This window comes from Paenibacillus guangzhouensis (assembly GCF_009363075.1).
Lineage (GTDB): Bacteria > Bacillota > Bacilli > Paenibacillales > Paenibacillaceae > Paenibacillus_K > Paenibacillus_K guangzhouensis.
The window spans coordinates 5,543,918-5,562,343 of the sequence record NZ_CP045293.1; the positions used below are offsets into that span (position 1 = coordinate 5,543,918).

Below are 18,426 nucleotides of genomic sequence, written 5' to 3' on the forward strand. Positions count from 1 at the left end.
TTAAATTACAGTAATATAGTTAGATTAAAATCTGATTAGAAGAATATGAAATAGTTGCTCAAAAAAACCCATCCTGTTCTAGGATGGGTTTCTTATCATTTGATATCTGCCGGGTTCTTCTCATTCAGCCATTGCAGCAATTCCCGAATCGCAGGAGCATGTTGGTCATTAGCATTCATGATATCGGTGAATACAGGGGAGGCATCCTTCAACAGCACATAACTGAAATAGTAATAGCTGAGGAAGGCCTTCGACTCGTAGCCGGGAGGCTCTTCTTCCTCCCACTGCAGCTCGTCATCTTCCTCGTCTTCAGGCCATAAGTATTTTTCGTTTAGAAGCTCGCTCATCGTTGCAACCGTTTTTTGCGAATCCATATATTCCACGGTTATCGCATTCGCTACGGTCATGTACAGCTCTATTTCCTTCGTCGAGACATCCTCTGGTTTCTGATCTGCCAGCTCCCGCAGGAGCAGGAGCATGACCCACGGCGTCGTCTGCCACAAGGTGCCTTGATGTTCGATCAGATTAGCTAATTCTTCGTATTGCTTCGTTGCGATAAGTCGTGGGATGTCCGTTCCTCTTCCATAGGCTGTTGTTAACCGCTGCCAGGGTATCTTATCCATTGTTAGGGTATGTATGTCCATTCCCCTCTCCTCCTCATTGCACAAGCGCTTGTTCTTTACTTCCGAAGCAATTCTTCGATCAGCACGCCGTTAATCTTCAATCCCCTAATATCGCAATCGGTAAGCTCGACGTTGGATAGATTGCATTGATTGAACTGTGTTTTCGTGAGATCGCATTGTTGGAAGGAAATCGGTTTATAATTGCCTTCCGGGTTGTAGTTCCCATCACATTCTTGCGGGAGGACAACATGGCTAAATTCGGTTCCGAATAGATGAACATGGTCGATAACGGCATGACTGAGATTCGCATGCTGGATCGTGATCTGGGACAGATTCGCATTCGTAATGTTAGATTTGGCGCCATTCACGTCATTGATGGCTATTCCGCTCATGTTGGCGTTGTTGATCTGCGTCTTGGCGAGACTTACATTATCGAATTGAAGCTCTTCAGCTCTTACATCCTTAAAGACCGAACCGGAGATATCCGCCATGTGAATTTCCATCTTTTCATTTGTCATTGTCATTTTCACATTCTCCCTTCCCAATATTTTACTTGAAAATATCATATACCTAGAAGTTACTTCAAGGTCAACAAGAAAAATAAGAAGGCCCTCCTGAATATCCTTAGGGAGGGCTTTTCATGTTATATATGATGGAAGTAATTACTTCGATGCTGTCCTTTGAATACCGGCATAGACCGCTTCGCATATATCCGTTGTAAACTTGCCTGACATTCCCTCGAGCGCTGTGTTCGTAAAGGCTACAACACTTAGCTCTTCTGTCGGATCGACAAACCACGAATGACCGTAGGTGCCGCCCATTCTCCACGTACCTGCTGATTCCGGGGTATTGGCAGCGACAGGGTCTTTAAGCAAAGTGAATCCTAAGCCAAACCCCCTGCCTGGCCAATACGGCATATGCAGATCTCCGATTTGATTCGTTGTCATCTCTTTCACGAGCGCTTCGGGAAGAATAGGCGCGCCGCCTAAACGCAACGTTTCCAACAGCTTAAGGAAATCGCCTGCGCTGCCGACCATGCCAGCTCCACCCGAAGGATACGCTGATGTATCGTTAGCTCGATTGGGAGAAAGTCGGAATCCTGCTGTTCCCTCTACAAAAGGAACGGTATCATCGTCACGCAAACGTCGAGGTTCTCCAGGAGAATCTGCATATGCTGCAGTAAGTCTAGATTCATCTACCGCCACAAAAGCCGTGTTGTGCATACCTAACGGTTTCGTAACGAGCCTGTGAACCGCCTCGTTCAGAGGCATGCCTACAGCTTTTTCGATGACAGCCCCCAATACGTCCGTTGCGATGGAATATCTCCACATCGTCCCTGGTTCATAGAGCAGGGGAGCGGATGCGATTCTCTTCAGATTGTCCTCTAGCGAGATTCCTGTCTGATCCATGCCATCGGATACCCCTGCCAGCGCATAGGTACCATGTTCTTCTTGGAAGAACCGATACGTTAGTCCAGCGGTATGCGTCATTAACTGCTGCACTGTTATGGAAGCGGGCTCTCCCTTAGATAAGACGGGGCGGAAATTAGGAAGCCATTTGGTCACTGAGTCGCTAAGCTGTAATTTTCCCTGTGAGATTAAGACTAGTGCTGCGGTCGATACGATCGGCTTCGTGACGGACGCATATCTGAACAAGGCGTCTTCCTCCATCGGCCGTCGCTGCTCGCGGTCAGCTAGACCGGCTGCTCTACTGTAGACCCGTTCTCCTCTTCGTGCGATTTGAACTACTGTACCGACAATTCTTTTCTCCGTAAGTGTACGGTCAATGACTTCGTTAACGAATGCGTGCAGATCTTTTGTTTTTAAGCTGCTCATTTCGTCATCCCTTTCCCGATGTTTTTGGTTGATTAAGTCTAATGCGTGAGTTTATTATATAAATGAATACACTGATTTTATATAAGACGTTAAAGTATGTTTCTTAGAATTACGACGATTATCAAGGTAAATATTGAATATATCTTTGAAATTTAAGGAGGTATGATTTCATGGACGAAATTGACTATAACATTCTGTTCCACTTGCAAAATCAAGCCAGATTATCGATGACGGAATTGGGCAAGTTGGTAGGCTTGTCGCAGCCGGCTGTGACGGAACGCGTAAGGAGAATGGAAGAAAAGGGTGTAATTGAAGAATACCGTACTGTGGTTTCTCATCCTAAAGTGGGTAAGTCATGCACAGCCTACATGTTATTCCGGACAAGGGACTGCTATGCATTCCTGGATTTTTGCCGTGAATCACCTGACGTCGTAGAATGTTATCGGATTAGCGGGGAACATAACTATTTACTAAAAGTATTGACGGACTCTACGCAAGGATTAGAAGCGTTCGAGAATAAGTGTGATCCGTATGGCACCTATACAACCTTAATTGTGATGTCTTCGCCGATTGCCTATAAAAATCTGATTGAAGGGACAAATTTATTGGCATAGTCACTGCAAGGTGAACAAAAAGGAATCCCCCAATCGGATTCCTTTTGATGTTTATTTCTAAGATATTGAACTTTTATTTTCTTTGTGGAACGCGTGCTTCTTGGCTTGCCAAGCGATGATCAGAGCAGGAAGCATAATGATAACGAGGGATCCTGGGAGGGAAATCCCCCCGAATTGCTTGAGTAGGATTGCGCCAATTATCCCGCCGCCGCCGATGGCCAGATTCCATACCGTAACAAGCATGGATTGGGCAATATCAGCGTTGTTACCCCCTGCCTGAGCTATTGCAGTCTGCAGCAATGTGGCTGCTCCTCCGAATGTAAGTCCCCATACGATGACGGCTAAAAGAATGATTGAAGGCTGCCCGCTGCCAACCCCCATTGCGATGGAAGCAAGCCCGAATCCTGCGATACTGATGAGCACGAGTAATCTTAGGTGACGATCGATGAACACCCCGATAATCCATAATCCTACGACCGAAGCAATACCAAATATCAGCAGCACCACATCCGTTCGGTCGGCGAGCTTGGTTCCAGCCAGATAAGGAGAAATATACGTATATAGAATGTTATGAGCCAGTACCCAGGCAAGTACAATGATTAAGATGGGCCTAATGCCAGGGAGAATGAAAATGCTCCGAAGCGGGAGTCGATTACTGACTTGTTCTCCTTCATAATCCGGCAGTTTCCACAGGATCCAGACGATTAAGAACGCGGTCAATACGGACAAGGATCCGAAAATCAGACGCCAGCCCATGTGCGTGCCGAGAAAGGTGCCGATCGGTACGCCTAGCGCGAGTGCTAAAGGTGTCCCAACCATGGCTATAGCCATCGCTCTCCCCTTCTGTGAATGAGGTACCATACGGCGTGCATAGCCTGCCGTCATTCCCCACAGTACCCCGGCCGCTACCCCGGAGAAGAAACGAGCCACGAGGGTCAGGATATAAACGGTGGATAGTGCTGTGACGGTATTAAAAATAAGAAACCCAATGATACACAGCAGTAGAAGCGGGCGTCGTCTCCATTCGCGCGTAGCTGTTGTAAGCGGAATGGCTGCTACAAGTGATCCTATCGCGTAGACAGTAACAAGCTGTCCGGCAAGCGGCTCCGTGATGCCAAGATCTTGTGCAATTTGAGGCAATAGCCCGGCTGGCAGACTCTCCGTTAGGATGCATATGAACCCAGCCATGGCTAGCGCTAACAGGCCAGCGATAGGAAGACGGGGTGAATACGCCGCACGGGTGCTGCAACGGGAGGGCGAGGTCGTTCTTGTTTTTGCGATCATGTTCAGTCTCCTTTATCCATGTATTGATGATTTACATGCTTCGGGTCTAAGCATATAGAAAGCCGTCGTGAATTGGCATACAGGATTAAAGGGAATTGCGGCGATTCGTCGTGAAAATCCATTTATTCTCGATGTTCATCTTTTAATTTTAAGGTCGAATTTGATGAGGGTCACCCGATACCGCTTAGTGGGTTCGAACCACGAATTTTTTTAAGCCCAAATTGCAAAATCGGTACTAACAATTGGATATATTTATGCTATGATATATGAATAGTCCTCAATAGGGAGGAAGATTGTTTTATTTTGCTGTTAAGATTGTTAGATTGAAGTCGATAGCAAGAAAAGCGCTTCTTGGGGATGATCGTTAATCGGACATGTGCGAACCAAAGCCACGACCCATGCAAGTGCCCGGGTTTAGGCCTTGGTTTTTGTGTATTCCTAGGCCCTCACCGACGTTTCTCCTAAAATTTATCGATTTATAATCACATCTAACTATCATATAATATTAAATATCTTAATCTAGTAATATTAGCGAGCCTAAACAGTAGGAGCAAGTGCAACTTTTCTTTCAAATACTAGCGTGTAAGGACGGTAAATATGAGCGACAGACAAACCGAAACAGACGTTATTTTAATTGGTGCCGGAATCATGAGTGCGACGTTGGGGACATTGCTGAAAGAATTAGTACCAGATTGGAAGATTACCGTGTTTGAGAAGCTGGCAAGCGCAGGAGAGGAAAGCTCGAACGAATGGAATAATGCAGGAACAGGGCATGCTGCGTTGTGCGAGCTGAACTATACCGCCGAGAAACCGGATGGATCCATCGATATTAGCAAAGCGATTAAAGTAAATGAGCAGTTTCAAGTTTCCATGCAGTTCTGGTCTTATCTTGTGAATAGCAATCTCATTCGTAACCCACAAGATTTTATTATGCCATTGTCTCATATGAGCCTAGTCCAAGGGGAACAGGATGTGGCGTATTTGAAGAAACGTTTTGAAGCGCTGTCGAGCAACCCTCTGTTCCATGGAATGGAATTCTCTGATGATCCGAGCACATTGCTGGAATGGATTCCATTGATTATGCAAGACCGGACATCGAATGAACCGATTGCGGCAACGAAAATTGACTCGGGCACGGATGTCAACTTTGGCGCTTTAACGCGCATACTGATCGACCATTTGAAAAAAAATAACGTCAATATCCATTACAAACATAGTGTTGAAGATATTCATCGTACGAGCGATGGCTCATGGGAATTGAAAGTGCGGAATGATCAAGGTAACGTCGAACGGCATACGGCCAAATTCGTCTTTATCGGGGGCGGGGGCGGAAGTCTTCCGCTGCTTCAGAAATCTGGTATTCCTGAAGGAAAGCATATTGGTGGATTCCCGATCAGCGGACTATTCATGGTGTGCAACAATCCGGAAGTGGTCGCGCAGCATCATGCCAAAGTGTACGGTAAAGCGAAGGTTGGCGCACCGCCAATGTCTGTTCCGCATTTGGATACTAGATTCATCGATAATAAGAAATCGCTGCTCTTTGGACCGTTTGCCGGATTTTCGCCAAAGTTCCTGAAGACTGGCTCTATGTTCGATTTGATCGGTTCCGTGAAGCCGAATAATGTGCTCACGATGCTCGCGGCAGGTGCCAAGAACCTTTCATTGACCAAATATCTGATCCAGCAAGTCATGCAATCGAAAGAAAAGCGTATGGAAGAGCTTAGAGAGTTCATCCCGAATGCCAAAAGTGAAGATTGGGATCTACTCGTAGCCGGTCAACGCGTGCAAGTCATCAAAGATACGACTGCTGGTGGCAAAGGAACGCTGCAATTCGGTACGGAAGTGGTGAGTGCCGCAGATGGATCGATCGCTGCATTGCTCGGCGCTTCACCGGGTGCCTCTACAGCTGTCTCCGTCATGCTAGAGTTAATCGAGAAATGTTTCCCGCAGCATATCAAGGCGTGGGAACCGAAAATCAAAGAAATGATTCCATCTTATAACGTACAGCTCGTCAAAAACCCAGAGCTTGTCCATGAGATCCATACTTCAACTGCGCGGACACTGGGACTGAACAAAGAAATGCAGACCGTTATGTAGCGTGAATGGAAACAACACGGCCTTCGTCCTGATTGCAATGGGATGGAGGCCATTTTGCTATGCCTGCCATTTAATGAGTGAAATGACCTGAACCTTATCGTAAATCGTGGTAAATTGAAGAGTAGAGGACTTAATCTACGTGATGAGAGGGTAGAGCGATGAAAGAAATCTTGTTCAAGTACATGACGAGGTTCACGTCCATGAGCGAAGAAGAGCAGCAGGCGATTATGAATGATATCGTGATAGAGGAATATAAAAAAGGAACCGTGCTCCTGCGACAAGGAGAGGTTCCGACGAAGTGTTATTTTGTGCTAAAGGGATGCATTAGACAGTACTCGATTCATGAAGCGGGCAAAGAGGTGACATCCAACTTCTATACCGAAGAGCAAGCTGCCTCGATCTCCAATGCGCGTAGACGAGATAAACCCTCCGAGTATACCTTAGTGTGTCTGGAAGACGCCGTATTGGTCGTTGGCGATATCGCAGTCGAAGGGGACATGTATAACAAATACAATCAATTGGAGTCCCTAATCCGTCAGATGGTTGAGGAGAAGTTCGGTGACGTGCAGGATGAATATGCGTTATTCATCGCCTCTACGCCGGAGGAGAGATTTAGATCGCTCCAGCAGAACCGACCCCATTTAATCGATCGGGTACCTCAGCATCAACTGGCGAGTTATCTCGGCATGACACCGGAATCGCTCAGCAGGATCAAGAAACGCGTTCAACAAGACGAGCGTGGCAAATGAATGTCACACTGCGGCTGACGAGGGTTTACCGCCTTTGAAGAGCAGCCATAAGCCGAACCCAAGCTCACCAACGATCATCGGAACGGTGAATATATATATCAATACCGCGATCATCCCTTCGTATTGCGGGAGGAATACGTTGCACGAATGAATGAACATATAACCGACACCGGCAATGATCAATAAGATGCTGATGATTTTCGGAGAGTGGGTGAATCGGAGAGCGACATAGCCCACAACCGCTAGATGAATACCGAAGGTGATTAACCCAATTGACCAGATGGATTCAAAAGCGTTTAAATACAGCATCCCCTGCGTTGGAAGCTGCTCGGATATCTGAGACGAGGCTGTGCGGGTGAGAAGCGACATGAATAGCAAATTCAAAATGGCTGTACCCAATATGGCCGAATAGATCAGCCGGAACCACGCGGCCAGCAAGGATAACTTCTGGTGTGCCGGTTTCATAACCGTATAGAACGCCCAGGCTACTACGATATCGCAGATGAGAATGACCACCCAGCCGAAGATCTCAGCTTGAAAAAGGGAATGGGAAGACTGGATGTTTTGAAAAGTGGTGCTGGCGTCGCCTTGTACAACAAGGCTTGCATGGACATAGCCATATGAGAAAAATGAAGCAAGTGTCATAATGATCAGCGATAGACCTGCAGTCAATGCGGCTCGCCGCTGATCCGTTTGCGTTTTCGTAGCGGTAATCATTGAATAACCCCCTAGATGTTGGAATGATTCTATTGTAATGTGAGGGGGATAGCTGTTCATTGACTTAAGTCAAGAGTGCAATGAGTGAATGATCAATGGGCTTTAAGTAACATTGAGGGCTTGATAAATTTGTTGAATAAGTTGGTGAATATCGTTGGAGAATCACGTGAAGGCAATCGATGATGTAATTGAGAAAATGCAATCGGCCGTCGAAGGGATGCGTAAGCAAGATCCGGATTTTTACGCGAAATACCCGATGAATCTTGGGGCCGTAGCGGATGAACAAGCCATATGTACCATTACTGACGAATGGACGCTACCCGATGAATATTTGTACTTCTTGAAGCACTATGTGCCTGAATCGGTGACGTGGAACAATGATGAATATATTGGTCTTCAAATATACGGAGCTCAAGATCTGCTAGAGGGTCAATGGGGGTACAACTATAACCCGGTTACGCAAGAAGATATTCCGGATTGGCCAGACAGCCTACTAGTTATTGCATCCGATGAGGGTGACCCTTACTGTATCGATCTATCAAGGGGAGACACCGTCATCTATACGGCGGAGCATGGGATGGGCACGTGGGATTTCAACATCGCTTACGACAATCTAGTGGAGTTCCTCCACAGCGTCCTCACTCCGCCCGGATTCGATGCGTTGGGACTGGATGGCGACGAAGAGTCGTACGACTACTACAAAATTCTGATTACAGGCGAAGGTAAAGATAAGATCAAAACATTGCTATTCATTAAGAGGACGTTCTCCTGCGATGTTGCGCGAGCGAGATCTCTTTTATCATCCGTGCCTCTGCTCGTATATAAGGGGATTGAGCAGGGCGCTGTGAAGGTCGAGAACGAGCTGCAGAACATCGGTGCGGATTATGAATTGCGTCAAATCGAGTGGGACGAATTCGTGCAGCGGTGAGCGGGCGTATACGAGGATAATTCATTGACAGAAAGAGCGTAGAGGATTAATATTGATTACGTAAACGTTTAACCTTTCTGATAAGTATCGTTATTTCAATAGGATTGAGAATATAGAAAACGTTTACGTAGAGAGGTGGTCGGATGGCAGCAACGATTAAGGACATCGCGAGAGTAGCCGGTGTCTCCACTGCGACGGTATCCAGAGTCATCAATCATCTTGGCGGATACAATGAGGAAACCGAGAAGAAGGTGACCGCCGTTGCCAAATCATTAGGATATCGCAAGAATGAAAATGCACGAAGCTTGGTGCAGAAGTCCACCAACACCATCGGTATCATTATGCCGGATGTGACAACGTCCTTCTATGGCGATATCATCCGAGGCATCGAAGATATGTCTTATGAGCAGGGGTACAGTGTGATTTTAACTCATGCCGGGAGCAGCGGGTCTCGAATCCATGAGAGCTTGAATCTGATGGGAGAACGCAGGGTCGATGGGCTCATTATCGTGTCGATTGAACTGCATGAAGCCGCAATGGATGCGCTATCATCGCTCGACATTCCCTATATTCTGCTCTCGACCAAGACGGATCGCGAAGATATGCCCTATCTGAAAGTGGATGATTTCAGCGCGGCCTATACCGCGGTCGAATACCTTATTCAGAACAATCATCGATCGATCGGCATGGCAGGAGCCAACCCGGTCGATCCGATATCCGGAGCGCCGCGAGTCCAAGGCTATACGCAGGCGCTGCGAGACCATGGGATAAAGGTGGATTTGAACCTGATCAAGGCCGGGGACTTCAGCTTCGAATCAGGGAAAGAAGCGATGCAAGCTTTCCTTGAAGATCAAGCCTCGATTACTGCGGTGTTCTGCGCAAGCGACGAAGCTGCATTAGGGATCATATCGACTTGCTTCGAGCATGGCATCAGCGTACCAGCGGAGCTATCCGTCGTCGGATATGACAATTCCAAGGTATCGTATATGTCGATCCCACCGCTTACGACGGTCGCCCAGCCCTTATATGACATGGGACGAGAGGGATGCTTGGAATTGATTGACGCGGTTCAACATAAAATCAAGATTGAGTCCAAAGTTATTCCGCATGAACTCGTGGTGCGCAAGTCGGTCCGAACGTTATAAAAAACCTCATTAAGAGGTTTTTTCACCCGTTACGTAAACGTTTACGTTAGAACATATAGGCCTTCCTAAACCAAACCGAAAGGAAATGAATTCGATGCAAGATACACACACAAAAGAAAAAGCAGTAAAGTGGTGGCAGACCGCTGTTGTCTATCAAATCTATCCACGAAGCTTCCAAGACAGCGATGGAGATGGCATTGGGGATCTAAGAGGAATCATTAACCGAATCGACTACTTGAAGCTGCTGGGGATTACAGCTATTTGGCTGTCGCCGGTCTATAAATCCCCGAATGATGATAACGGTTATGATATTAGCGATTACCAAGACATTATGGACGAATTCGGCACGATGGCAGATATGGAAGAATTGCTCGCCAAGGCAAATGAGGCCGGCATTAAGATCATTATGGACCTTGTCGTGAATCACACTTCCGATGAACACAAATGGTTCATTGAAGCGAAGAAGAGCAGAGACAATGAATACCGGGATTATTACATCTGGCGTGATCCGGTGAATGGTGGCGTTCCGAACGGTCTAGGTTCCATATTTAGCGGCCCAGCATGGGAGTGGGATGAAGCCAGCGGCCAGTACTTCCTGCATTTATTCAGTAAACGTCAGCCGGACCTGAACTGGGAGAACCCGAAGGTTCGTCAGGAAGTCTACGATATGATGAATTTCTGGTTAGATAAAGGCGTCGGCGGCTTCCGCATGGACGTCATCGATTTGGTCGGTAAAATTCCAGATCAAGAAATTACAGGAAATGGACCGAAGCTGCATGAGTATCTGCAAGAAATGAACCGCAAGACATTCGGTTCCCATGATGTCCTTACAGTCGGCGAGACGTGGGGTGCGACACCGGAAATTGCAAAGCTGTACTCTGACCCGGCGCGGAATGAGCTATCGATGGTGTTCCAGTTCGAACATGTCATGCTCGACCAGCAAGAAGGCAAGGATAAATGGGACTTAAAGCCGCTTCGTATCGCGGATCTAAAAAGCGTGCTCGCGAAATGGCAGACGTCGCTTGGCAACCAAGGCTGGAACAGCTTGTTCTGGAACAATCATGACTTGCCGCGAATTGTGTCAAGGTGGGGCAATGATAAGGAATTCCATGATCAGAGTGCGAAAATGTTCGCGATACTCCTGCACATGATGAAGGGTACACCTTACATCTATCAAGGCGAAGAGATCGGTATGACGAACTGTCCGATCTCGAGCATTGATGAAGTCGAAGATATTGAGGCCGTAAATATGTACCATGACCGTCTGGCGAAAGGGTACGAAGTTAACGATATCATCGCATCGATCAACGCCAAGGGAAGAGACAACGCCCGCACGCCAATCCAATGGGATGACAGCAGCAATGCTGGCTTTACGTCCGGCACGCCTTGGCTGCACGTGAATGAGAACTATACGACGATTAATGTGAAGCAAAACCTTGAACAGCCAGATTCGATCTTCTATACGTATCAGCGATTGATTCAGCTGCGCCAGGAGAATCCGATTATCGTATGGGGCGATTTTGAACTAATCGAACAGACGCCGGAAGAAGTGTTTGCCTACTATCGCATCTTTGAAGGAGAGAAGTGGCTCGTAGCAGCGAACATGTCTGAGCAGGAACATGTTCTTGCTGTCGACGAAAACGTATCTGAGATCATCATGAGCAACTATCATCGTGCTGAGATCGATGTAACGAATCTGACGATGCAGCCGTATGAAGCCTTTGCGGTAAAAGTATGAGCGTAATGCTTAAGAAGTCCACACGCCAATTGTGTGGGCTTTTTGCGTATGAGATAATTCAGATAAGATGCAACTCTAATAGGGGTTTTGGAGGGTGGAGACATGTTGAACATCGACGTGAGTATAGTCGCACGATTGATCGAAGAACAATTTCCCGAATGGTCTGCCTTAGAAATCAGACCTGTCCAAGTGAGCGGACATGATAATCGAACGTTTCATCTTGGTGAGCACATGAGCGTAAGATTACCAAGCGCAGCGGGCTATGTTGCGCAAGTGGAGAAGGAGCATCGATGGCTCCCCATCTTAAGTAAACAGCTATCTCTACCGATCTCACAGCCTGTTGCAATGGGACGCCCTAATGATGAGTACCCATGGCCTTGGTCCATCAATAAGTGGTTGGAAGGGGAAGCGCTATTGCTCAGCCATGTGGAAGATCTGGATCAATTGGCGCGCGATTTGGGTGCGTTTTTGATGGAATTGCAGTCGGTCGATGCGACAGAAGGTCCTCCGGCTGGGGTGCACAATTTTCATAGAGGAGGGTCTCTGTCGGTCTATGATGAGGACTCTCGCACGGCGATCGCGAACAATATCGAGACATTTGATGCAGAAGTATTGCAAGCGATATGGTCGCAGGCACTGGCTTCAGCATGGCGTTCAGAACCGGTCTGGGTCCATGGTGATGTAGCGCCAGGGAATCTATTGGTTCAAGAGGGGAAGCTCTGTGCGGTCATCGATTTTGGTGTTTTGGGTGTCGGAGATCCGGCTTGCGATGCCGCGATGGCATGGACATTCTTCGATGCTAGTAGTCGAGAAATATTCAAGCAGGCCCTGTATATGGACGAGGAGACCTGGGACCGAGCCAGGGGATGGGCGCTGTGGAAGGCGTTAATTACGTACGACGGAAGCAAGGATACGGACAAAGCTCGCGCAGAAGAAGCCTATTACGTGATTCAGACCGTCATGGACGAGTACGCTTGTTCGAAGAGGAACCGTGGCTTAAGATAACCGTCGAGTATATGGAGGCGTTCCATGGATCAATACTATGCTGCCCTGGAAATGCTTCAGATGGATTAATCGGAACTCGAAAACAACCATTGCCGCATTGAACACGGCAATGGTTGTTTTCGTTTTATTTGGACTCCGTCTTCGCATATCCCTTATACGCCATCTGTACGCCCCGCACAATCGCCTTCTCCAAGACGATGGCTGCGGCGGTTCCAACCGCGGTGACAGCGAAATCGCCTGTCAATCCGCTTGTGTCGGATCCCGTAGCCATGCAGAAGACCGTGTCGCCGTCGCTCTGAATATGTACGGGCGAGATGGCCCGTGCCATGCCGTCGTGAGCGAGCGTTGCGACTCGGCTGGCTTCCGCCTTCGTCAGGCGTGCCGTTGTAGCGATGACAGCAATCGTGGTGCCTCTTAGATGCATGGCTGGCGGAATTTCTCCTTCCATCATGGCACGCGTCTGGTTGACGAACGAATTGTCAGGCCGCAGTGCTCCAGCGACAATGCGTCCGCGATCCCAGATGTCACCGAGCGCATTTACGACCGCGAGCGCCGCTACGGTCGGCCCGCCAGGAATCGTCCACGATGACGTTCCTATCCCGCCTTTCATTGGGCGGCCATATATTTTCCCGACCGTTGCGCCCGCCCCCGCGCCAACACTCCCCTCGGCCACCGGCCCCGCATTTGCTGCCACACAAGCAGCGTAGCCCATCTGGCCATCGGGTCTTCGAGCCCCCTTCGAGAAGACAATGTCGAAGATCACCGCGGCGGGTACCGTTGGCAGTGGTCCTGCTTCTGTCATATAGCCAATGCCTTGCTCGGCGAGCCAGTACATAACCCCATCCGAGGCTGCCAGCCCGAAATAGCTTCCGCCTGTTAGGAGGATGGCTTCGACCACATCCGTCGTCGTGCCTGGACGAATGGCGTCGGTCAACTGTGTTCCAGGGGCACCTCCTCGAATATCGACGCCGGGTACAGCTCCCTTCGGGCACAGGATGACGGTACACCCCGTACGCCCACGCTCATCTTCCGCATTCCCCACCAAGATACCCGGCACATCCGTTAGCCCGCCGGCTAGTTGCAACTCCCCATTTTTAGGTACTTTGTTTCTCATGTCCCTCACCTCTTGCTATGAGCGTATGAGATTTGGAATGAATGATTGCTAGTACGGAGTAAAAATATTGCTTTGACCCTAATTCGAGGTTACCCTCCGCCTACTAGAAGACCATCAAATGAAACCAAAACATAAAATCAACCATCAGGAGGAACCCTACAATGAATACCAACGCAGAGAGGAACTTTAGATGACAACATTTGATGCAATCATTATTGGATTTGGGAAAGGAGGAAAAACACTGGCTGCGGAGCTGGCTAACCGCAATTGGAAGGTAGCCGTTATCGAACGATCCAATAAGATGTATGGAGGAACTTGTATCAACATCGGCTGCATACCTACAAAATCATTAGTCTATCAAGCGAAACTAGAACAGGTAAAAGAGGTTCAAGATCCGAAGATGCGGATCGCCCATTATGATCAGGCTATTCAGCAAAAGGATGAACTCATCACCTTCCTGCGACAAAAAAACTACAACAATCTAGCCCAGCATGAAAATATCCAAGTATTTGATGGTACAGCATCGTTCATATCCGATCATGAAGTGCAGGTTGCCTCTGAGGAAGAGACAACCGTCTTATCTGCACCCCAAATCTTCATTAATACAGGAGCCGAGACGATCATCCCTAATATTCCGGGTGTTCGGGAGAGTCAGTGTGTCTACACGAGCACATCCATGATGGAGCTGAAAAAGCTTCCGAAGAAGCTGGCGATTGTCGGTGGCGGCTATATCGGATTAGAGTTTGCATCTATATATCGTCAATTTGGCTCGGAAGTGACCGTTTTGGAAGGCGGCACCAAGTTCATTGCGCGCGAAGACCGAGATGTAGCAGAAGCCGTGTATGACGTACTTTCAAAGAAGGGGATTGATCTTAAATTGAATGTCAACGTCATCGGACTTAAGGATACGCAAGAGGGAACAATTCTGTCTTATGAGACAGCAGGTGTTTCGGAGCAACTGCATGTAGATGCCGTCTTGCTGGCAACGGGTAGAAAGCCGAATGTAGATGGACTTCATCTGGAAGCGGCGGGGGTTGTGTTGGATGAACGAGGTGCCATACAAGTAGATGAGCATCTGAGAACATCCGTCCCCCATATATGGGCGCTTGGCGATGTGAAGGGTGGTTCACAGTTTACTTATATTTCGCTTGATGATTATCGAATCGTGAAGGATGATCTCTTTGGGAATGGCACCCGTCGTACCACAGATCGAACGAATGTCCCTTATAGCGTGTTTATTGACCCTCCGCTGTCCCGTGTCGGACTCAGTGAGGAAGAAGCTCGTCAGAAAGGGTATAACTTGAAAGTGGCGAAACTTCCTGCTGCCGCGATTCCACGTGCTCGCATTATCCAGGAAACAGACGGATTCATGAAGGCGATTGTAGATGCTGATTCGAATAAGATCGTTGGAGCAACCTTGTTCTGTGCCGAGTCTAGTGAAGTGATTAATATGGTAAGTATGGCAATCGAAATGGGCCAACCTTATACATTTCTAAGAGATTATATCTTTACGCATCCTACGATGAGTGAGGCATTAAACGATTTGTTCTCCCAAATCCAAGGGTAGCTATCCTTAACAAAGCCCCCGTGGTAGGCATAAGAAGTGAACGTAATCAACAATAATTGAATCGGCCTTTCTACTTGGTTATTAACGGAAGCAATGACTAGGCGTCGATATCGTCTTTTCTGGGCATGCTACTGAAAACAGGACTAGGAGGGGTTCCACATGTCTCGAAGAAGGAAATATGCTGTACCCGGCGTTGAGCGCGGCATGCAGCAATTTAAGGCGGAAGTGATGCGAAGCGAGGGGTATAACGTAAATCTGGATCGGCCCGACGATGTGAAATACGAGGTCGCCAAGGAACTCGGCGTGCCGCTCGTGCCAGGAGACAATAGTGATCTGACCACTGGCTCGGCTGGCAAGGTTGGCGGTCGAATTGGCGGGTCTATGGTTCGCGAGATGATCCGGTTAGCGCAGCAGAAGTTAGCGGATAGCGACAAAAATTAGCTCATTAGAAGGGCCACCTGTGAAGGATGGCCCTGATTGTCATTTTCTATTTTATCGTTAAGACTTGCCCTTGGGTCATTGCAACCAGCTGTTCCGGCGTAAGCTCGAAGACGGTTTTAGGGTGTCCTGCCGCAGCCCATAGTGTTGTGTATTGGAACAAATCCTCATCGATAAAGGTCAGGATAGGTTCCACATGCCCGAGCGGTGCGACCCCACCGATGACAAACCCGGTCCGTTCCCGCACAAAATCGGCATCCGCTTTGCCCAGCTTGTCCTGCACAACCTCGCCAATGCGCTTCTCATTCACGCGATTGGCGCCGCTCGCGACGACCAGCACGGGTTTATCGGCTCCCTTCAGACGGAAAATGATTGACTTCGCAATTTGTGCAACCTCACAGCCGATGGTATCGGCTGCTTCCTGTGCTGTTCGTGCGCTGTCCGGCAGCTGAATAACCTCGTTGGGATGTCCAAGTTCCATCAATGCATTTTGCACCCGTTGAACACTTTCGTTAAGCAGAAGATCCATTACAATACTTCCTCCTTCATTCAAGCTCCCTTTTTATCCAAGAGCGATATAGATTTACTATACGGATGAAGCCATTCATTGTCCACGCCACAGTTCTTCACCTAAATATGGGCGTCATACAAATACTCCAGATCTTGCAGCAGATCCGGCACCCATGCTTCGGATCCTGGAATGGTCTCGATGCCGCCGTGCACGAGCCAATGCAAGGTCCGAATGAGCCAGCAGATGCCGCCCATTCGGACCTGCCACTCCAACTGCTGGATAGGAATGTCGGCGACATCTTGAAATGCAGCGATAATATCCTCTTCTGTTAGCGCGGTCCCATTTCGAGCCTCCTTTATCAAGCAGTACAAATCGCCGAGATGCGGGCTTAAGTAAGCGATGGACCAGTCGATCGGCATGATGCCGGTATCTTGGATGACGAGATTCTTGGCATGAAAATCATGATGGACAATGGACAGCGGGACGGTCTGATATAAAGTTCTTAAATCATGGGGTAACCGGGCTCTGACGTTGTACAGGACTTGGTTACCCCTTATTGCGTCAGATCGCAGCAGATCATCCAGCTGGCGAATGAAAGCATCGGGTGGTACGAAATACCGCTCCTTCGTCTCTCTCGACAGCACGGCCTCTAAATGTGCAGCTGCGCTCTGGCGGAGACGCGCCAATTCTCTCGCCGATTCTAGGAAATGCTGCGGTTCCGGCTGCTGCTCTAGATTGCAACCCCCTGCATCCTCCATCACCATGACGCCGCCTTCAAGGCATTCAACAACAGCGTAGATCTGCGGAGCTTTGATCTGCAGAGGATGGACGAGCTGACGATATATTTCGGCTTCTCCGGCCATCTCGCGGCCGCCCCATTTCACAATGCGTGATTCGCCTGAGGACAGCCTGACGCGATACACCTCGGATAATGACCACTTTCGTAACAGCATCCATTCGGTCACTTCGTGGATCCATGGCAGCATCTCGCTACATGCGATAAAGCGATCTGGAATCATAACTTCACTTCCTCTCCTAATGTACTTCATGGGTCATATTGTGGCACACACAGCCCCCAAAATATAGACTTATATTTCACAATTTGTTATGATGTTGAATAGGGTCTCGATTGTTTTCGAGACTCTTTTTTTGCCTTGATACTGTGTCCTAATTACAATAAAAGCCACCCCTTCACAGGGGTGGCCTTTGTCGTATTAGAAATCAAAATTATCCGGATCCGGACCGACGCGCAGATCTTGATTTAGCCCATCGATCCGAGCCATATCGTCTTCGCTCAATGTGAAATCGAACAACGCTGCATTTTCAACAATGCGGTGCGCTTTAACGGATTTTGGAATGGTGATAACGCCATGCTGTAGATCCCAGCGCAAGATGACTTGTGCGACGGACTTGCCGTATTTCACTGCAATTTCCTGCAATGTCTCGTTGTCGAGCAGCTCGCCTTGCATCAGCGGGGACCAAGCTTCGAGTTGAATGCCATGTGCCTTCGTGTAACGCAGCAATTCCTTTTGTGTCAAGCGGGGGTGGAATTCTACTTGGTTCACCATCGGTTTGATCTGAGCCGTAGACATGACATCTTCTAAGTGATGAACCTGGAAGTTGCTCACGCCGATCGCTTTGACGCGGCCCTCGCGATATAGGGTCTCCAGCGCTCGCCAAGCTTCGTTGTATTTCTCTTGTACAGGCCAATGGATCAGGTAGAGATCGAGATAGTCGAGGCCTAATTTGTCTAAGCTGGCTTCATAAGCTGCCAAGGTCGATTCGTAGCCTAGATCTGCATTCCATACTTTCGAGGTGATAAATAGATCTTCCCGCGAAAGCTGGTTCTCTTCGAGGGCTTCACGAATCGCCTGGCCAACGCTGCGTTCATTTCCGTAAATGGCTGCTGTGTCAATGCTGCGGTAGCCGTGGGCAATAGCTGATTTGACGGCCTGTACCAACGTGTCTCCTTCTTCAACCTTAAATACCCCCAGTCCTAGCCCGGGCATCTTCACGCCATTGTGTAATGTTACTGTGTCTTGGATATGGTTCATCATGTGT

18 protein-coding genes are annotated in these 18,426 nt (G+C 48.3%); 9 read left to right on the top strand and 9 right to left on the bottom strand.

Features of this window, described 5'->3' with window-relative positions; genetic code table 11:
- Positions 1–95 precede the first annotated feature (95 nt).
- The 3 genes from GCU39_RS25005 to GCU39_RS25015 all read right to left on the bottom strand — a co-directional run bounded on the left by GCU39_RS25005 (position 96) and on the right by GCU39_RS25015 (position 2,458).
- Positions 96–623, bottom strand: coding sequence for a hypothetical protein (locus tag GCU39_RS25005; protein WP_227793326.1), 528 nt, complete (start codon positions 621–623; stop codon positions 96–98).
- Positions 624–679: 56 nt separating this feature from the next.
- Positions 680–1,147 carry a pentapeptide repeat-containing protein gene (locus GCU39_RS25010; protein ID WP_152395943.1) on the bottom strand — a complete coding sequence of 156 codons (468 nt, stop codon included), beginning with the start codon at positions 1,145–1,147 and terminating at the stop codon, positions 680–682.
- Positions 1,148–1,285: 138 nt separating this feature from the next.
- Positions 1,286–2,458 (bottom strand): serine hydrolase domain-containing protein, encoded by a 1,173-nt coding sequence (locus GCU39_RS25015; protein WP_152395944.1) that lies wholly within the window; start codon positions 2,456–2,458, stop codon positions 1,286–1,288.
- A 170-nt stretch (positions 2,459–2,628) separates the two neighbouring features.
- Here GCU39_RS25015 and GCU39_RS25020 point away from each other — a divergent pair, with 170 nt between their 5' ends.
- The gene (locus GCU39_RS25020) at positions 2,629–3,072 is read left to right on the top strand and encodes an Lrp/AsnC family transcriptional regulator (protein ID WP_152395945.1); all 444 of its coding nucleotides are present in this window, start codon (positions 2,629–2,631) and stop codon (positions 3,070–3,072) included.
- A 57-nt stretch (positions 3,073–3,129) separates the two neighbouring features.
- On the opposite strand, the gene GCU39_RS25025 is transcribed toward GCU39_RS25020, so the two are convergent.
- Positions 3,130–4,356 (bottom strand): MFS transporter, encoded by a 1,227-nt coding sequence (locus GCU39_RS25025; protein WP_152395946.1) that lies wholly within the window; start codon positions 4,354–4,356, stop codon positions 3,130–3,132.
- Between the two features lie 597 nt (positions 4,357–4,953).
- Here GCU39_RS25025 and GCU39_RS25030 point away from each other — a divergent pair.
- The gene (locus GCU39_RS25030) at positions 4,954–6,453 is read left to right on the top strand and encodes a malate:quinone oxidoreductase (RefSeq protein WP_152395947.1); all 1,500 of its coding nucleotides are present in this window, start codon (positions 4,954–4,956) and stop codon (positions 6,451–6,453) included.
- A 158-nt stretch (positions 6,454–6,611) separates the two neighbouring features.
- Positions 6,612–7,202, top strand: coding sequence for a Crp/Fnr family transcriptional regulator (locus tag GCU39_RS25035; RefSeq protein WP_152395948.1), 591 nt, complete (start codon positions 6,612–6,614; stop codon positions 7,200–7,202).
- Between the two features lie 3 nt (positions 7,203–7,205).
- Here GCU39_RS25035 and GCU39_RS25040 read toward each other — a convergent pair whose 3' ends face one another.
- A complete protein-coding gene (locus GCU39_RS25040; RefSeq protein WP_152395949.1) occupies positions 7,206–7,919 on the bottom strand; it encodes a DUF4386 domain-containing protein in 714 nt (237 codons plus the stop codon).
- A gap of 166 nt (positions 7,920–8,085) precedes the next feature.
- On the opposite strand from GCU39_RS25040, the gene GCU39_RS25045 reads away from it, so the two are divergent.
- From GCU39_RS25045 to GCU39_RS25060, 4 genes are all read left to right on the top strand, one after another.
- The gene (locus GCU39_RS25045) at positions 8,086–8,847 is read left to right on the top strand and encodes an SMI1/KNR4 family protein (RefSeq protein WP_227793327.1); all 762 of its coding nucleotides are present in this window, start codon (positions 8,086–8,088) and stop codon (positions 8,845–8,847) included.
- Between the two features lie 143 nt (positions 8,848–8,990).
- Positions 8,991–9,992: a LacI family DNA-binding transcriptional regulator gene (locus tag GCU39_RS25050; protein WP_152395950.1), complete on the top strand. Its 1,002-nt coding sequence runs from the start codon at positions 8,991–8,993 to the stop codon at positions 9,990–9,992.
- A gap of 94 nt (positions 9,993–10,086) precedes the next feature.
- On the top strand, positions 10,087–11,730 hold the full coding sequence (locus GCU39_RS25055; protein ID WP_152395951.1) for a glycoside hydrolase family 13 protein: 1,644 nt from the start codon (positions 10,087–10,089) through the stop codon (positions 11,728–11,730).
- Positions 11,731–11,832: 102 nt separating this feature from the next.
- The gene (locus GCU39_RS25060) at positions 11,833–12,735 is read left to right on the top strand and encodes an aminoglycoside phosphotransferase family protein (RefSeq protein WP_152395952.1); all 903 of its coding nucleotides are present in this window, start codon (positions 11,833–11,835) and stop codon (positions 12,733–12,735) included.
- Positions 12,736–12,859: 124 nt separating this feature from the next.
- Here GCU39_RS25060 and GCU39_RS25065 read toward each other — a convergent pair whose 3' ends face one another.
- On the bottom strand, positions 12,860–13,849 hold the full coding sequence (locus tag GCU39_RS25065; protein ID WP_152395953.1) for a P1 family peptidase: 990 nt from the start codon (positions 13,847–13,849) through the stop codon (positions 12,860–12,862).
- 190 nt (positions 13,850–14,039) lie between these two features.
- Here GCU39_RS25065 and GCU39_RS25070 point away from each other — a divergent pair, with 190 nt between their 5' ends.
- Together GCU39_RS25070 and GCU39_RS25075 are read left to right on the top strand one after the other, a co-directional pair.
- On the top strand, positions 14,040–15,416 hold the full coding sequence (locus GCU39_RS25070) for an FAD-dependent oxidoreductase (RefSeq protein WP_152395954.1): 1,377 nt from the start codon (positions 14,040–14,042) through the stop codon (positions 15,414–15,416).
- 159 nt (positions 15,417–15,575) lie between these two features.
- The gene (locus tag GCU39_RS25075) at positions 15,576–15,857 is read left to right on the top strand and encodes an alpha/beta-type small acid-soluble spore protein (protein WP_152395955.1); all 282 of its coding nucleotides are present in this window, start codon (positions 15,576–15,578) and stop codon (positions 15,855–15,857) included.
- Between the two features lie 46 nt (positions 15,858–15,903).
- On the opposite strand, the gene GCU39_RS25080 is transcribed toward GCU39_RS25075, so the two are convergent.
- The 3 genes from GCU39_RS25080 to GCU39_RS25090 form a co-directional block, all read right to left on the bottom strand.
- Entirely contained in the window at positions 15,904–16,383 is a 480-nt protein-coding gene (locus GCU39_RS25080; RefSeq protein ID WP_152395956.1) for a YbaK/EbsC family protein, read from the bottom strand.
- Between the two features lie 101 nt (positions 16,384–16,484).
- The gene (locus GCU39_RS25085; RefSeq protein ID WP_193726619.1) at positions 16,485–17,384 is read right to left on the bottom strand and encodes a phosphotransferase; all 900 of its coding nucleotides are present in this window, start codon (positions 17,382–17,384) and stop codon (positions 16,485–16,487) included.
- Between the two features lie 195 nt (positions 17,385–17,579).
- Positions 17,580–18,422, bottom strand: a complete 843-nt coding sequence (locus GCU39_RS25090) for an aldo/keto reductase (RefSeq protein WP_152395958.1) — start codon at positions 18,420–18,422, stop codon at positions 17,580–17,582.
- Positions 18,423–18,426 lie beyond the last annotated feature (4 nt).

Excerpts from the sequence above, each read along its gene's own strand:
- GCU39_RS25005 (WP_227793326.1), bottom strand. The coding sequence starts at position 623 with ATGGATAAGATACCCTGGCAGCGGTTAACAACAGCCTATGGAAGAGGA.
- GCU39_RS25010 (WP_152395943.1), bottom strand. The coding sequence starts at position 1,147 with ATGACAATGACAAATGAAAAGATGGAAATTCACATGGCGGATATCTCC.
- GCU39_RS25015 (WP_152395944.1), bottom strand. The coding sequence starts at position 2,458 with ATGAGCAGCTTAAAAACAAAAGATCTGCACGCATTCGTTAACGAAGTC.
- GCU39_RS25020 (WP_152395945.1), top strand. The coding sequence starts at position 2,629 with ATGGACGAAATTGACTATAACATTCTGTTCCACTTGCAAAATCAAGCC.
- GCU39_RS25025 (WP_152395946.1), bottom strand. The coding sequence starts at position 4,356 with ATGATCGCAAAAACAAGAACGACCTCGCCCTCCCGTTGCAGCACCCGT.
- GCU39_RS25030 (WP_152395947.1), top strand. The coding sequence starts at position 4,954 with ATGAGCGACAGACAAACCGAAACAGACGTTATTTTAATTGGTGCCGGA.
- GCU39_RS25035 (WP_152395948.1), top strand. The coding sequence starts at position 6,612 with ATGAAAGAAATCTTGTTCAAGTACATGACGAGGTTCACGTCCATGAGC.
- GCU39_RS25040 (WP_152395949.1), bottom strand. The coding sequence starts at position 7,919 with ATGATTACCGCTACGAAAACGCAAACGGATCAGCGGCGAGCCGCATTG.
- GCU39_RS25050 (WP_152395950.1), top strand. The coding sequence starts at position 8,991 with ATGGCAGCAACGATTAAGGACATCGCGAGAGTAGCCGGTGTCTCCACT.
- GCU39_RS25055 (WP_152395951.1), top strand. The coding sequence starts at position 10,087 with ATGCAAGATACACACACAAAAGAAAAAGCAGTAAAGTGGTGGCAGACC.
- GCU39_RS25060 (WP_152395952.1), top strand. The coding sequence starts at position 11,833 with ATGTTGAACATCGACGTGAGTATAGTCGCACGATTGATCGAAGAACAA.
- GCU39_RS25065 (WP_152395953.1), bottom strand. The coding sequence starts at position 13,849 with ATGAGAAACAAAGTACCTAAAAATGGGGAGTTGCAACTAGCCGGCGGG.
- GCU39_RS25070 (WP_152395954.1), top strand. The coding sequence starts at position 14,040 with ATGACAACATTTGATGCAATCATTATTGGATTTGGGAAAGGAGGAAAA.
- GCU39_RS25075 (WP_152395955.1), top strand. The coding sequence starts at position 15,576 with ATGTCTCGAAGAAGGAAATATGCTGTACCCGGCGTTGAGCGCGGCATG.
- GCU39_RS25080 (WP_152395956.1), bottom strand. The coding sequence starts at position 16,383 with ATGGATCTTCTGCTTAACGAAAGTGTTCAACGGGTGCAAAATGCATTG.
- GCU39_RS25085 (WP_193726619.1), bottom strand. The coding sequence starts at position 17,384 with ATGATTCCAGATCGCTTTATCGCATGTAGCGAGATGCTGCCATGGATC.
- GCU39_RS25090 (WP_152395958.1), bottom strand. The coding sequence starts at position 18,422 with ATGATGAACCATATCCAAGACACAGTAACATTACACAATGGCGTGAAG.